General features: G+C 59.1%; 15 protein-coding genes and 1 pseudogene. 10 read left to right on the top strand and 6 right to left on the bottom strand.

Annotated elements, in window-relative coordinates:
* Positions 1–4: 4 nt before the first annotated feature.
* The gene (locus tag FQ182_RS05145) at positions 5–427 is read right to left on the bottom strand and encodes a phasin family protein (protein ID WP_149411269.1); all 423 of its coding nucleotides are present in this window, start codon (positions 425–427) and stop codon (positions 5–7) included.
* Positions 428–577: 150 nt separating this feature from the next.
* Positions 578–853, bottom strand: coding sequence for a polyhydroxyalkanoic acid system family protein (locus tag FQ182_RS05140; RefSeq protein WP_149411270.1), 276 nt, complete (start codon positions 851–853; stop codon positions 578–580).
* Positions 854–997: 144 nt separating this feature from the next.
* Here FQ182_RS05140 and ubiE point away from each other — a divergent pair, with 144 nt between their 5' ends.
* The 10 genes from ubiE (at position 998) to FQ182_RS05090 (ending at position 9,096) form a co-directional block, all read left to right on the top strand.
* On the top strand, positions 998–1,768 hold the full coding sequence (gene ubiE, locus FQ182_RS05135; protein ID WP_133101302.1) for a bifunctional demethylmenaquinone methyltransferase/2-methoxy-6-polyprenyl-1,4-benzoquinol methylase UbiE: 771 nt from the start codon (positions 998–1,000) through the stop codon (positions 1,766–1,768).
* Entirely contained in the window at positions 1,768–2,391 is a 624-nt protein-coding gene (locus FQ182_RS05130; protein ID WP_149411271.1) for an SCP2 domain-containing protein, read from the top strand. Before ubiE ends, FQ182_RS05130 begins: the two co-directional genes overlap by 1 nt.
* Positions 2,388–3,992: a ubiquinone biosynthesis regulatory protein kinase UbiB gene (gene ubiB, locus FQ182_RS05125; RefSeq protein ID WP_149411272.1), complete on the top strand. Its 1,605-nt coding sequence runs from the start codon at positions 2,388–2,390 to the stop codon at positions 3,990–3,992. Before FQ182_RS05130 ends, ubiB begins: the two co-directional genes overlap by 4 nt.
* Positions 3,993–4,056: 64 nt before the next feature.
* Complete coding sequence (gene hisI, locus FQ182_RS05120) at positions 4,057–4,449, top strand: phosphoribosyl-AMP cyclohydrolase (RefSeq protein ID WP_149411273.1); 393 nt, start codon at positions 4,057–4,059, stop codon at positions 4,447–4,449.
* 2 nt (positions 4,450–4,451) lie between these two features.
* Positions 4,452–4,784, top strand: a complete 333-nt coding sequence (locus tag FQ182_RS05115; protein WP_149411274.1) for a phosphoribosyl-ATP diphosphatase — start codon at positions 4,452–4,454, stop codon at positions 4,782–4,784.
* A 27-nt stretch (positions 4,785–4,811) separates the two neighbouring features.
* Positions 4,812–5,090 (top strand): twin-arginine translocase TatA/TatE family subunit, encoded by a 279-nt coding sequence (locus FQ182_RS05110; RefSeq protein WP_149411275.1) that lies wholly within the window; start codon positions 4,812–4,814, stop codon positions 5,088–5,090.
* Between the two features lie 10 nt (positions 5,091–5,100).
* Complete coding sequence (gene tatB / locus FQ182_RS05105) at positions 5,101–5,550, top strand: Sec-independent protein translocase protein TatB (protein ID WP_149411276.1); 450 nt, start codon at positions 5,101–5,103, stop codon at positions 5,548–5,550.
* Positions 5,547–6,353 (top strand): twin-arginine translocase subunit TatC, encoded by an 807-nt coding sequence (gene tatC, locus FQ182_RS05100; protein WP_149493974.1) that lies wholly within the window; start codon positions 5,547–5,549, stop codon positions 6,351–6,353. Before tatB ends, tatC begins: the two co-directional genes overlap by 4 nt.
* The gene (locus tag FQ182_RS05095) at positions 6,350–7,057 is read left to right on the top strand and encodes a 16S rRNA (uracil(1498)-N(3))-methyltransferase (protein ID WP_149411278.1); all 708 of its coding nucleotides are present in this window, start codon (positions 6,350–6,352) and stop codon (positions 7,055–7,057) included. Before tatC ends, FQ182_RS05095 begins: the two co-directional genes overlap by 4 nt.
* A gap of 122 nt (positions 7,058–7,179) precedes the next feature.
* The gene (locus tag FQ182_RS05090; RefSeq protein WP_149411279.1) at positions 7,180–9,096 is read left to right on the top strand and encodes a methyl-accepting chemotaxis protein; all 1,917 of its coding nucleotides are present in this window, start codon (positions 7,180–7,182) and stop codon (positions 9,094–9,096) included.
* Between the two features lie 216 nt (positions 9,097–9,312).
* Here the strand turns inward: FQ182_RS05090 and FQ182_RS05085 are convergent, their stop codons facing one another.
* The 4 genes and pseudogenes from FQ182_RS05085 to FQ182_RS05070 form a co-directional block, all read right to left on the bottom strand.
* Entirely contained in the window at positions 9,313–10,047 is a 735-nt protein-coding gene (locus FQ182_RS05085; RefSeq protein ID WP_149411280.1) for an amino acid ABC transporter ATP-binding protein, read from the bottom strand.
* On the bottom strand, positions 10,040–10,999 hold the full coding sequence (locus FQ182_RS05080) for an amino acid ABC transporter permease (protein ID WP_149411281.1): 960 nt from the start codon (positions 10,997–10,999) through the stop codon (positions 10,040–10,042). Before FQ182_RS05080 ends, FQ182_RS05085 begins: the two co-directional genes overlap by 8 nt.
* A 178-nt stretch (positions 11,000–11,177) precedes the next feature.
* The gene (locus tag FQ182_RS05075) at positions 11,178–11,975 is read right to left on the bottom strand and encodes a transporter substrate-binding domain-containing protein (protein WP_133101290.1); all 798 of its coding nucleotides are present in this window, start codon (positions 11,973–11,975) and stop codon (positions 11,178–11,180) included.
* Between the two features lie 221 nt (positions 11,976–12,196).
* Positions 12,197–12,388, bottom strand: a pseudogene (locus tag FQ182_RS05070) (transporter substrate-binding domain-containing protein); the annotation flags it as partial.
* Positions 12,389–12,418 lie beyond the last annotated feature (30 nt).

Genomic DNA, 12,418 nt, shown 5'->3' with positions numbered 1-12,418 from the left:
CTCCTTAATGTTTACGCGCGACACGTTCGAGCAATGCCGTCAGCTCATCGAGCTTAGCAGAGACTGTCTCCACGTCATGTTTAGACGCAATGCCGATTCGATTCAAGGCACTTGCAACACGAGTATCAAAAGCCTTCTCGACTTTATCCAGTTGCACTTCGACACGACCTTTGACGCTGAAGACATTACTTTTGACTTGATCAATCTGACTGTTGGCCGCATCAAGTTGTTCAATCGCAACTTTTTTGCCTTTGCTTTCAACATGTTGACCAGTCTTGATGAGTTCTTTGAAGTACTCGCCGCCCTCACTACCGACCTTGGCATAAGCCCCCAAGCCGGCCAGCCAAATCTTGCGGGCATAGGTTTTAACGTCGCTCAGGGTGTTAGTCGAAGCGTCGATTTTTTTCTTCAAAATAACTTTGGCCATGGTGCACCTCACGCATAAAAGGGTGGAGGAACTGCCCACAGGAGTTGAGGGCTTGGGCACAAAGTAGGCATAAAAATTAGAATCGGCACCCTAAGAACAGCACGAAAGCGCTTATAGCCACAGTCATCAACTGCGACTACACGTCGTGAATCAGGCCAGCGCCTTATCCAGTGCCTTCTCGATTTCAGATTTGATAGTGCCACTCATGGCCGACATCAACAGGCCCAGTTCAACCTCAATCCTGAGGGAATCTTCACCCACTTTCACGGTGCCTTTGACGCCGGAGCGCTTGAGGTTCAGCGTGTCGCCGGACCAGGACGGCTCCAGGCCATATTGTTCCTTGAGTTTGTGCGCCAACTTGTCAGCCTTTTCCCGGGCAGCTTCCTTACCGAGAGTGTGAGCACGCTCAACCTGTATACGGGCCATTTGAATGACTCCTCCTTATAGAGACTTATTGACCACCCATGCGGCAAAAGGTCTCGGTGGCCACCTATCTTACCTTCACCCTTGCCAAGACAAAGCATGCCTTGGGGATTAGAATGTCCCGCATTCTCTTTTGGTGACAGCGATATGACTGATCAGCGCAAAGGCAGCGATGCCGAACCCACCACTCACTTCGGTTTCAAGAACGTCCCGGAAAGCCAGAAAGCGGAAAAAGTCGCTGAGGTGTTCCACTCCGTGGCCGCCAAGTACGACCTGATGAACGACGTGCTGTCCGGCGGCATGCATCGCCTGTGGAAGCGCTTCACCATCGAGCTATCCGGCGTACGCACCGGCAACCGCGTGCTGGACATTGCCGGCGGCACGGGCGATCTGGCGGCAAAGTTCTCCAAACTGGTTGGCCCTACTGGCCAAGTGGTATTGGCCGACATCAACGGTTCGATGCTCAAGGTGGGGCGCGATCGCCTGCTGGATAAAGGCGTGGCCGGCAATGTCGAGTTCGTCCAGGCCGACGCTGAAAAGCTGCCGTTCCCCGACAACCACTTCGACTGCGTGACCATCGCCTTCGGCCTGCGTAACGTCACCCACAAGGAAGACGCCCTGCGCTCCATGCTGCGGGTGCTCAAGCCCGGCGGCCGCCTGTTGGTGCTGGAGTTCTCCAAGCCCACCAACGCGCTAATGTCCAAGGTCTACGACACCTACTCGTTCGCCTTCATGCCGTTGATGGGCAAGCTGATCACCAATGACGCCGAGAGCTACCGCTACCTGGCCGAATCGATCCGCATGCACCCCAACCAGGAAACCCTGAAGTCGATGATGGTAGAAGCCGGTTTCGACCGCGTGACTTACCACAACATGACTTCTGGTATCGTCGCCCTGCACCGCGGCATCAAGCCCTGATGCTGTTCACAGGCCTTCTCGCCAGCGTCGAACACGGCCTCAACCGTGTCCTGCGCCTGGACAGCACCGCCCTGGCGCGACTGGCGCACTTGAACGGCAAGATCATTGCCGTCGACTGCACAAGCCCCGCCTTGCAGCTGTTTATCCTGCCCAGCGATGAAGGCCTGCTGCTGGCATCCCATTGGGCCGCCGATTCCGACTGCACCCTGCGCGCCCCTGCTTCCAGCCTGCTGCGCCTGGCGTTGAGCCGGGACAAGACAGCGATCCTCCACGGCCCTGACGTTGAGCTTGAGGGCGACAGCGCGGTGCTGATGGACCTGGCCGCCGTGCTGCAAGACCTGGAACTGGATTGGGAATACGAGCTGTCCCGCTGGGTCGGCCCGGTGGCCACGCAGTTGATCAGCGGCCACCTGCGCAGCCGCACGCGCTGGTACCAGCAGGGCTTCGCCAGCCTGAACCAGAACCTCGCCGAATACCTGAGCGAAGAATCGCGCACCTTGGTCGGACAACGGGAAGCCGAAGCGCGCTTTCGTGAACTCGATCAGGCCAAACTCGACCTGGAACGTCTTGAGGCGCGCTTCGAGCGCCTGAGCCAATCCCTTGATTCAAGCGATAACGCATGAAGCTGCTCGCCGTCCGCCGTTTGTTTCGTATCCAGCGCGTCGTAATCCGCTACCGCCTCGATGACCTGCTGTTCGCCCTGCCTCTGCCGTGGTTCCTGCTGGCGGTGCGTTATGTGCTGCCGTGGCGCTGGTTCCCGCGCAAGCCCCTTACACTTACCCGTGGCGCCCGCCTGCGCCTGGCGCTGCAGGACCTGGGCCCGATCTTCATCAAGTTCGGACAGATCCTGTCCACCCGCCGCGACCTGCTGCCCGAAGACATCGCCGACGAACTGATGTTATTGCAGGACCGCGTACCGCCGTTTGATTCACAGGTGGCGGTGAAACTGATCGAAGAACAGTTGGGCAAGAAGATCAGCGAAGTGTTCAGCCGTTTCGACATTGAGCCACTGGCCTCGGCCTCGGTAGCCCAGGTTCATGCCGCGCAGCTCAAAAGCGGTGAAGAAGTGGTGGTCAAGGTGATCCGCCCCGGCCTCAAGCCCATCATCGGCCAGGACCTGGCGTGGCTGTTCATCCTCGCCCGCGCCGCCGAGCACTTCTCTGCAGATGCACGCCTGCTGCACCCGGTGGACGTGGTCCAGGACTACGAAAAAACAATCTACGACGAACTCGACCTGCTGCGCGAAGCCGCCAACGCTAGCCAGCTCAAGCGCAACTTCGAAGGCTCACAGCTGTTGTACGTGCCCCAAGTGTATTGGGACTGGTGCCGGCCGAAAGTGCTGGTGATGGAGCGCATCTACGGGATTCAGGTCACCGACCTGGCCACCCTGGCCGACCAGCGCACCGACATGAAAATGCTTGCCGAGCGCGGTGTGGAGATCTTCTTCACCCAGGTGTTCCGCGACAGTTTTTTCCACGCCGACATGCACCCCGGCAACATCTTCGTCAGTACCGTGAACCCGTGGAGCCCGCAGTACATTGCGATCGACTGCGGCATCGTCGGCAGCCTGACCCCGGAAGATCAGGATTACCTGGCCCGCAACCTGTTCGCTTTCTTCAAGCGCGACTACCGCCGTGTGGCGCAACTGCATATCGACTCGGGCTGGGTGCCAGCGGAAACCAAACTCAACGAATTCGAAGCGGCGATCCGCACCGTCTGCGAGCCGATCTTCGAAAAACCGTTAAAAGATATTTCTTTCGGCCAGGTGCTGATGCGCCTGTTCCAGACTGCCCGGCGCTTCAATATGGAAGTGCAACCGCAGTTGGTGCTACTGCAGAAAACCCTGCTGAACATCGAAGGCCTGGGCCGCCAGCTGTACCCGGACCTGGACCTGTGGAACACCGCCCAGCCGTTCCTGGAACGCTGGATGCGCGAGCGGGTCAGCCCGAAAACCCTGCTGGGCAACCTGCAAAGCCAGGTCGAACAGCTGCCGCACCTGGCCAACATGACCCGCGATTTACTGGAGCGCATGTCCCAGCCCCACGCCAAGGACACGGCGGCGCCGTGGCACAAACGCAAGGACGACTGGTTCCTGCGCCTGCTGGGCTCCGGGCACCTGGCCGGTGGCGCAGTGCTGGCAGCCGGCGGTCCATTGAATGAACTAGGTCACTGGCCGGCTGGCATCATGGTCGCCGTGGGTGTGTATCTGATCGTGCGTCGATAGCCAGTCCGGTTATACACTGTTGCAAATTGCCGAGGCGGGTAACGCCCGGTTGTCGGAGTCGAAGATGAAAGACTGGCTGGACGAGATCAAATGGGACAGTGACGGCCTGGTGCCGGCCATTGCCCAGGACTACAAGACCGGGCGCGTACTGATGATGGCCTGGATGAACCGCGAGGCCCTGAGCCTGACTGCCGCCGAGCAGCGTGCCATTTACTGGTCACGTTCCCGTGGCAAACTGTGGCGCAAGGGTGAAGAGTCCGGGCACGTGCAAACCTTGCACGAGATGCGCATCGACTGCGACGCCGACGTGGTGATCCTCAAGGTCGAGCAGATCGGCGACATCGCCTGTCACACCGGCCGTCACAGCTGCTTCTACCGCGTGTTTGAAAACGGCGAGTGGAAGACCGTCGAGCCCGTGCTCAAAGACCCGCACGCTATCTATTCGCCAGGACACTGAACATGACAGATACACTCAACCGTCTGGCCCAGGTGCTGGAAGACCGCAAAGGTGCGGCCGCCGATAGCTCCTACGTTGCCAGCCTGTATCACAAGGGCTTGAACAAGATTCTCGAAAAACTCGGCGAAGAATCCGTCGAGACGATTATTGCTGCCAAGGACGCCCAGATCAGCGGCGACTGCAGCGATGTGATCTACGAAACCGCCGATCTGTGGTTTCACAGCCTGGTGATGCTCGCCCAACTGGGGCAGCATCCGCAGGCCGTGCTTGATGAACTGGACCGTCGCTTCGGCTTGTCCGGACACACCGAAAAGGCCTCGCGCCCGTCCGCCTGAATAATTTTTTGACAGAGGAATTGCAGCATGGGCATTTTTGACTGGAAACACTGGATCGTCATTCTGGTAGTGGTTGTGCTGGTGTTCGGCACCAAGAAACTGAAAAACCTGGGCACCGATGTCGGCGAATCCATCAAGGGCTTTCGCAAGGCCATGAACGACGACGAAAAACCGGCCGACCCTGCCGCCAACCCGGCTCCACCGGCGCAGCCTGTTCACCCACAGGCCACTCAGCCGATCACTGAACGTCGCACCTTCGACGTCCAGGCAGAGAAAGTCGAAGAGCCTATCCGCAAAGACTCGTGAGCACTGACTAATGTTTGGTATCAGCTTCTCTGAACTGTTGCTCGTCGGTCTCATCGCCCTGTTGGTGCTCGGGCCTGAACGCCTGCCCGGCGCCGCACGTACGGCCGGCCTGTGGATCGGGCGCCTGAAACGCAGTTTCAACGCCATCAAACAGGAAGTTGAACGGGAAATAGGCGCCGACGAGATTCGCCGGCAACTGCACAACGAACACATTCTGTCTTTGGAGCAGGAGGCGCGGAAAATTCTCGCGCCGCAACAGCAGGCTGCTACCCCGGTTGAGCCTGTCGCCGAGCAGAGCATCGCGCCACCCGCCGCGCCAATATTGACCACCGTAGTCGATACCGTGCCCGTCGTGGAGCTCACGCCCGCCGCTCCAGCCGTTGCCCCGACAGAACCCGCGCCGACGCCCGCTGCGTCGCCCGCTCCCCACGACCCTACATTGCCGCCGCGAGCCCCATGAGCGCTGATAAACCGGAAAACGACCAGCACATGCCGCTGGTCTCGCACCTCACCGAGTTGCGCACCCGCCTGCTGCGTTGTGTCGCGGCAATCTTCGTGATCTTTGCCGGACTGTTTGCCTTTACCCAGCAGATCTACACCTTCGTCTCGACGCCGCTGCGCGATTACCTGCCGGTGGGCGCGACCATGATCGCCACCGACGTGTCTTCGCCGTTCCTCACGCCGTTGAAGCTGACGATGATGGTTTCGCTGTTCCTGGCGATCCCGGTGATCCTGCACCAGATCTGGGGTTTTATCGCGCCGGGCCTGTACAAGCATGAAAAGCGCATCGCGGTACCGCTGCTGGTATCCAGCATCATGCTGTTCTACACCGGCATGGCCTTCGCCTACTTCCTGGTGTTCCCGCTGATCTTCAAATTCTTCGCTGCTGCCACCCCGGCCGGAGTGGAGATGATGACCGATATCACCAGCTACCTCGACTTCGTGATGACGCTGTTCTTCGCCTTTGGCGTGGCCTTCGAGATCCCGGTGGCGGTGGTGCTACTGGTGTGGATCGGCGTGGTCGACGTCAAATACCTGCGCAAGATCCGCCCGTACGTGATCATCGGCTGCTTCGTGGTCGGCATGATTCTGACGCCACCGGACATCTTCTCGCAAACCTTGCTGGCCGTACCGATGTGGATGCTGTTTGAAATCGGCATCCTGTTTGCCAGCCTGGTGAGCAAACGCGGCGAACACCCGGACGATCAACCCGCCGACGCCGACCAAGGCCCGGACGACCAGCCGCCAGCGACCCAGCCGTGAACCTGCTGCTGCTTGAAGAGGCCGATTTTATCGCGGCCGACCGGGTGATCCTGCGTGATCGGCGCCTGGTGCACATGCAGGAAGTCCACCGCGCTGCGGTGGGCGACAGTCTGCGGGTCGGGCGCATTGGTGGGTTGATGGGCAGTGCCGAGCTGCTGCGCCTGGAATCCCATGAAGCAGAACTGCAAGTCACCCTCGATCAGCCACCACCGGCCAAACTGCCACTGACCCTGCTGTTGGCCTTGCCGCGCCCAAAAATGCTCCGTCGGGTGCTGCAAACTGTAGCGTCCATGGGCGTGCCACGGGTGGTATTGGTCAACAGTTACAGGGTAGAAAAGAGCTTCTGGCAGACGCCATTCCTGGAACCGGAAGCGGTCCGCCAGCAACTGATACTCGGCCTGGAACAGGCACGAGATACTGTGTTGCCTGAGATCATCATCGAAAAACGCTTCAAGCCCTTTGTCGAAGACCGCTTGCCCACCTTGGCGCAAGACACCCTCGGCCTGGTTGGCCACCCCGGCGACTATCCGCCCTGCCCTCGCGGCCTGGATGAGCCGGTAACCTTGGCCATCGGCCCGGAAGGTGGCTGGATTCCTTATGAAGTGGACTTGCTGGCCAAGGCCGGGTTGCAGCCGGTGCAGCTTGGCGCGCGGATATTGCGGGTTGAAACCGCCGTCACCGCCCTGCTCTCACGCCTGTTCTGACCCCGCAACCTCACTGTTACAACTAAGCCCGCTCGCCACAAAACCTTCTCGCCTACAGAATTCGCATTGCGAGCCGATACGCTCTGAATAAGTCCAAGCCTTGTTTCAGGGGAGTTCGCAGCATGTACCGTTGGTTAGCCGAGAAATTGGGGAATGTAAGCGTCAATCGCAAGCTGGGCGTAGGCTTTGGCCTGGTGCTGATCCTGACGTTATTGATCACCTTTACCGGCTGGACCGGGCTGAGTGGCGTGATCAGTCGAGGTGACAAGCTGGGGTTTATTTCCAGCCTCAATGAGCTAACCAAGGATCTGCGTCTGGCGCGTTTGGCCTACGAAATGCGCCATGGCGAACAAGGCCCAGCAGCTGTCAATGACTTACTCGGCCAGCTGGACACAGGGCTGAAAACCGCCCGCACGCTGATCGAACAGCCTGCCGGCATCGCCATGATCGATGAGCAATTGGCCGCAGTAGACCAGTACAAGCGCTCGTTCATCACCATGACCCAGGCCGGTGCCAACCGCGAAGATGCGCGCAGCAAGCTCGGCGATACCGCCGACAATGCCGTGGTCAAGGTCGGCGAAGTCGAGAAGACGCTGCTGCAAGGCGACAGCGTTACCCAGTTCAACAGCGTGGTCGACCTGAGCAAACTGATCCAACAGGCGCGCTTCCAGGTACGCGGCTACACCTACAGTGGCAAGCTTGAAGCGCAACAGCCCGCCCTGGATGCCATTGACAACGCGCTGAAACAGATCACTAACCTCAACGGCCAGTTGCCGGAGCAATACCAGACCAACCTGCAGCAGGCCAGCGTTTCGCTACAAGCCTACCGCGCGGCCGTCAGCCAGTATCGCGACTCCCAGGAGGCCAGTACTGCAGCAGTGAAAACCATGGCCGAGCAAGGCGATATCCTGCTGGACCGCAGTAAGAAGCTGACCACCTCGCAAACCGTAGTCCGCGACATCGATGCCGCGCAGGCCAAGCAACTGCTGCTGTTCGCTACAGCCCTGGCCTTGATCTGCGGCCTGGTGGCAGCCTGGGCCATCACCCGGCAAATCGTCATCCCGCTGAGCCAGACGCTGAAAGTCGCCGAACGCGTCGCCGCTGGCGACCTGACCCACAACCTGATTTCAGAACGACAGGACGAACTGGGCCAACTGCAACGGGCCATGCAAAATATGACCGTCGGCCTGCGTGAACTGATCGGTGGCATCAGCGACGGCGTCACCCAGATCGCCAGCGCAGCCGAGGAACTGTCCGCCGTTACCGAACAGACGAGTGCCGGAGTCAACAGCCAAAAGGTCGAGACCGACCAGGTGGCCACCGCCATGAACGAAATGGCTGCCACCGTACAGGAAGTCGCACGCAACGCCGAGCAAGCCTCAGAAGCGGCCGTTGCCGCTGACCAGCAGGCTCGCGAAGGCGACAAGGTGGTCGGCGAAGCCATCACCCAAATCGAGCGTTTGGCTCACGAAGTCGGCAACTCTACCGAAGCCATGGGCCACCTCAAGCGCGAAAGCGACAAGATCGGCAGCGTGCTGGACGTGATCAAGTCCGTGGCCCAGCAAACCAATCTGCTGGCTCTCAACGCGGCCATCGAAGCCGCTCGCGCCGGGGAAGCTGGACGTGGATTTGCGGTGGTCGCCGATGAGGTACGCAGCCTGGCCCAACGCACCCAGAAGTCCACCGAAGAAATCGAAGAGCTGATCGTTGGCCTGCAAAGCGGCACACAGCAGGTAGCGACCATCATGGACAATAGCCGCAGCCTTACCGACAGTAGCGTCGAGCTAACCCGCCGGGCTGGCACCGCCCTGGAAAACATCACCCGCACGGTCTCGACCATTCAGGCGATGAACCAGCAGATTGCCACTGCCGCTGAGCAACAAAGCGCGGTCGCCGAAGAGATCAACCGCAGCGTGCTGAACGTGCGCGACGTCTCCGAACAAACCTCGGCGGCCAGCGAAGAAACTGCTGCGTCCAGTGCCGAATTGGCGCGCCTTGGGGTTTACCTGCAAACCCTGGTAGGCCGCTTCCGGATCTGACCTTCCCCTGCGGCGGCCAATCATGGCCGTCGCGCTTTGTGAACTTGGGAAAGTTCCTACGCGACTTTCAGCCGGCCAGTGAGCAGGCAGCGGCGGCGAGTATTGAGCTGGCAAGGTTGGGAATCGATTTGCAGATGCGGGTGGGGAAGGTCAAGGTATGAACCGGCAGACCCGCATCCAGATCGCTCCCACGCAGCGCATGGGAACGATCATCGTCTACAAGACCTGGCGCAAAAACGCCTGGGCCCGCGGGTCCTTGGGCGCATCGAAGAATTGCGCCGGAGCGGCATCCTCCAGCAGCTTTCCATGATCGAAAAACAACACCCGATCCGCCACTTCCCGGGCAAAGCCCATTTCGTGGGTCACACAGACCATCGTCATGCCTTCCAGGGCCAGGGTCTTCATGACATCCAACACTTCGCCGACCATTTCCGGGTCCAGCGCCGAGGTGGGTTCATCAAACAGCATTACCTTGGGTTCCATGGCCAGCGCCCGGGCAATTGCCACGCGCTGCTGCTGGCCACCGGACAGCCGCGACGGGAACTCGTTGGCTTTCTGGGCAATACCGACCTTTTCCAGTAGTGCCAAGGCTTTGGCCTCGCGCTCCTTTTTGCCACGCTTGCGCACGACTTTCTGCGCCAGGCACAGGTTTTCCAAAACAGTCATGTGGGGAAACAAGTTGAAGTGCTGGAACACCATACCGACTTCACGCCGGTAGGCGTTCACGTCGGTCTTCGGGTCGGCCAGTTGCAGGCCGTCGATGCTGACCGAACCAGAATCGAACTCTTCCAGGCCGTTGAGGCAACGCAGAAACGTCGACTTGCCAGAGCCGGACGGGCCGATTACCACCAACACTTCGCCCTTGGCCACTTGGGTGGTGACGTTATCCACCGCGCGGACCACGTGCCCACGAGAGTCAAAAACTTTTACCAGATCGCGGACTTCAATCACTTTGCGCGAGCCTCCGCTCAAGCCGGCTGGCGACTTTCGACAGCGGCAGGTTGATCAGTAGGTACAGGCCTGCGACGCAGAACAGGATTTCAAACGGCGAGAACGAGGTGGTGATCACTTCGCGACCGCTCTTGAGCAGCTCGGTAATGGCGATCACCGACACCAGGGACGTGTCCTTGACCAGGCTGATAAATTGCCCGGCCAGGGGCGGCAGCACTCGTTTGAAGGCTTGCGGCAACACCACATGGCGCATCGATTGGCCAGCGCTCAAGCCCAGGGAACGGGCAGCTTCGCCCTGGCCACGGGCAATCGACTGCACCCCGGAGCGAACGATTTCCGCCACATAGGCGCCAGTAAACAGCGACAAGGCGGCGATACCGGCGAATTCCCGGGACAGGTTGAGCACCGTGCCAATAAAGAAGTAGAAAATGAAGATCTGCACTAATAGCGGCGTACCGCGTACCAGTTCGACGTAGATCGTCGACAGATCCCGCAAGGTCGGGTTGTTCGACAGCCGGCACAAGCCGGTTGCCAAGCCAATGGCCAGGCCCAGAATGCCTGACACCAGCGACAGCCACAGGGTGGTCCACAAGCCCCACATCAGCGGGCCCAACGCCCAATGCCGAGTTACGCCGATCACATCGCCCTCGGCCACATCATCGCCGCGAGCCACTTGCACGCTGTTATCTGCAACAGTGAGATGTTGCTCGTCACCGGCGCCATTGCGCAGGGTTACTTCGGCAGTATCGCCTTTGCGCACCAGTTCAACGACTGTGGAAATATCTGCCGCTCGCTGGGATTCCTCGGCCTGGTAGGCGAAGTATTGCGGCACGCGGTTCCAGCGCCATTCGTAGGACATCAGCGAGGTGGCGTAGTACAACGCCCCAGCCAGGCCGACCAGAACCAGCATTGTCAGCAGGTGCCAGGGCCATTGGGCTTTTTTCTGTTTCATTGCTTAACATCCATCAAGATCGGAGGGCATGCCCTTCTGTGGCGAGGGGGCTTGTCCCCCGTTGGGCTGAGAAGCAGCCCTGAAAGCCAGTCACCGCAATATTTCTGAAAACTTCACTGCCTGACTAGGCCTGCTTCGCAGGCCAACGGGGGGCAAGCCCCCTCGCCACAAGTCAGCCTTATTCCATGTCCTTGAGCCAATCACTGCTCTTGAACCACTTGTCATGGATGCGATCGTAGGTGCCGTCGTTGCGGATCTGGTGCAGGAAGTTATTGATGAAGTTGATGCTGTCGTAGTCGCCTTTCTTCAAGCCGAACGCCAGGGGTTCAAAGGTGAACGGCTGGTCGAGGTACACCAGCTTGCCGTTGCCGACCTTTTTCTCTGCTACCACGTTGTAAGGCGCGTCATAGACGAATGCATCGGCCTTACCGTTGACCACGTCGAGCACACCTTCCTGCTCGTTGTCGTAGCCGTGGTACTTGGCCTTGGAGATCAGTTTCTTGGCAACCATCTCGCCAGTCGTACCGAGCTTGGAAGTCAGGCGATATTTCTCGTCATTCAGGTCTTTATAAGACTTGATGGTGCCTTCCAGCTCCTTGCGGATCAGCAGGGTTTGGCCGACGACAATGAAGGGTTCGCTGAAGTTCAGGCGCAGGTTACGCTCCTGAGTCAGGGTCATGCCGCTGCCGATCATATCGAACTTGTTGGTCAGCAGCGCCGGGATGATGCCGTCATAACCGGTGGAGACCGTCTCCAGCTTGACGCCCATGGACTTAGCCATGGCCTTGAGGATGTCGACTTCAAACCCGATGATTTCACCGCGCTTGTTGGTCATCTGGAACGGCATGTAGGTCGGGTCCATCCCGACTTTCAGCGTTCCGCGCTTGACCGCATCATCGATGGCACCGGCCTGGGCAGCATTGACTGCTACCAGCGCCGTAACGCCAAGCAACAGCATCGAGAGATACTTTTTCATCATCAAGTCCCCTGAACTCATTTTATTGTGAGGTCGGTGCGCAAAAGGGCTGCACCATTTCGGGGAGCGATGCTAACCCACTCGCCCACCGGCACATAGGTCTAGGCGGAATTTGTTGGCGGATATGACAGAAAAAACCCATAAAGGCTGCGCGAACAGCACAGGTAGACCGCCTGCTGCGGGAGCCAGGCACTCCTTAGATGTGTAAGCAGTTATGACCTTCACTCAATTCCCACCAACCAGTCCGAGTCCCTGAACCACTTGTCATGCAAGCGATCGTAGGTGCCGTCCTGAGCGATTTGATTGAGGAAGTGATTGATCCAGTTGAGGCTGTCGTAATCACCTTTCTTCAAACCAAACGCCAGGGGTTCGTAGGTAAAGGGTCTTTTGTGTCGAAATAACAAGGCGTTGTCGCAATGTGACAGAAGGGAAAAACACTGCAG

This window comes from Pseudomonas sp. ANT_H4 (genome assembly GCF_008369295.1).
Lineage (GTDB): Bacteria > Pseudomonadota > Gammaproteobacteria > Pseudomonadales > Pseudomonadaceae > Aquipseudomonas.
The sequence above is the reverse complement of the archived record's forward strand: the minus strand, read 5'-3'. Positions and strand labels throughout refer to the sequence as shown.

Coding starts and splice junctions, on each gene's coding strand:
- FQ182_RS05075 (WP_133101290.1), bottom strand. CDS start 11,975: ATGAAAAAGTATCTCTCGATGCTGTTGCTTGGCGTTACGGCGCTGGTA.
- FQ182_RS05140 (WP_149411270.1), bottom strand. CDS start 853: ATGGCCCGTATACAGGTTGAGCGTGCTCACACTCTCGGTAAGGAAGCT.
- hisI (WP_149411273.1), top strand. CDS start 4,057: ATGAAAGACTGGCTGGACGAGATCAAATGGGACAGTGACGGCCTGGTG.
- ubiE (WP_133101302.1), top strand. CDS start 998: ATGACTGATCAGCGCAAAGGCAGCGATGCCGAACCCACCACTCACTTC.
- FQ182_RS05110 (WP_149411275.1), top strand. CDS start 4,812: ATGGGCATTTTTGACTGGAAACACTGGATCGTCATTCTGGTAGTGGTT.
- FQ182_RS05080 (WP_149411281.1), bottom strand. CDS start 10,999: ATGAAACAGAAAAAAGCCCAATGGCCCTGGCACCTGCTGACAATGCTG.
- FQ182_RS05130 (WP_149411271.1), top strand. CDS start 1,768: ATGCTGTTCACAGGCCTTCTCGCCAGCGTCGAACACGGCCTCAACCGT.
- FQ182_RS05115 (WP_149411274.1), top strand. CDS start 4,452: ATGACAGATACACTCAACCGTCTGGCCCAGGTGCTGGAAGACCGCAAA.
- FQ182_RS05090 (WP_149411279.1), top strand. CDS start 7,180: ATGTACCGTTGGTTAGCCGAGAAATTGGGGAATGTAAGCGTCAATCGC.
- ubiB (WP_149411272.1), top strand. CDS start 2,388: ATGAAGCTGCTCGCCGTCCGCCGTTTGTTTCGTATCCAGCGCGTCGTA.
- tatC (WP_149493974.1), top strand. CDS start 5,547: ATGAGCGCTGATAAACCGGAAAACGACCAGCACATGCCGCTGGTCTCG.
- tatB (WP_149411276.1), top strand. CDS start 5,101: ATGTTTGGTATCAGCTTCTCTGAACTGTTGCTCGTCGGTCTCATCGCC.
- FQ182_RS05145 (WP_149411269.1), bottom strand. CDS start 427: ATGGCCAAAGTTATTTTGAAGAAAAAAATCGACGCTTCGACTAACACC.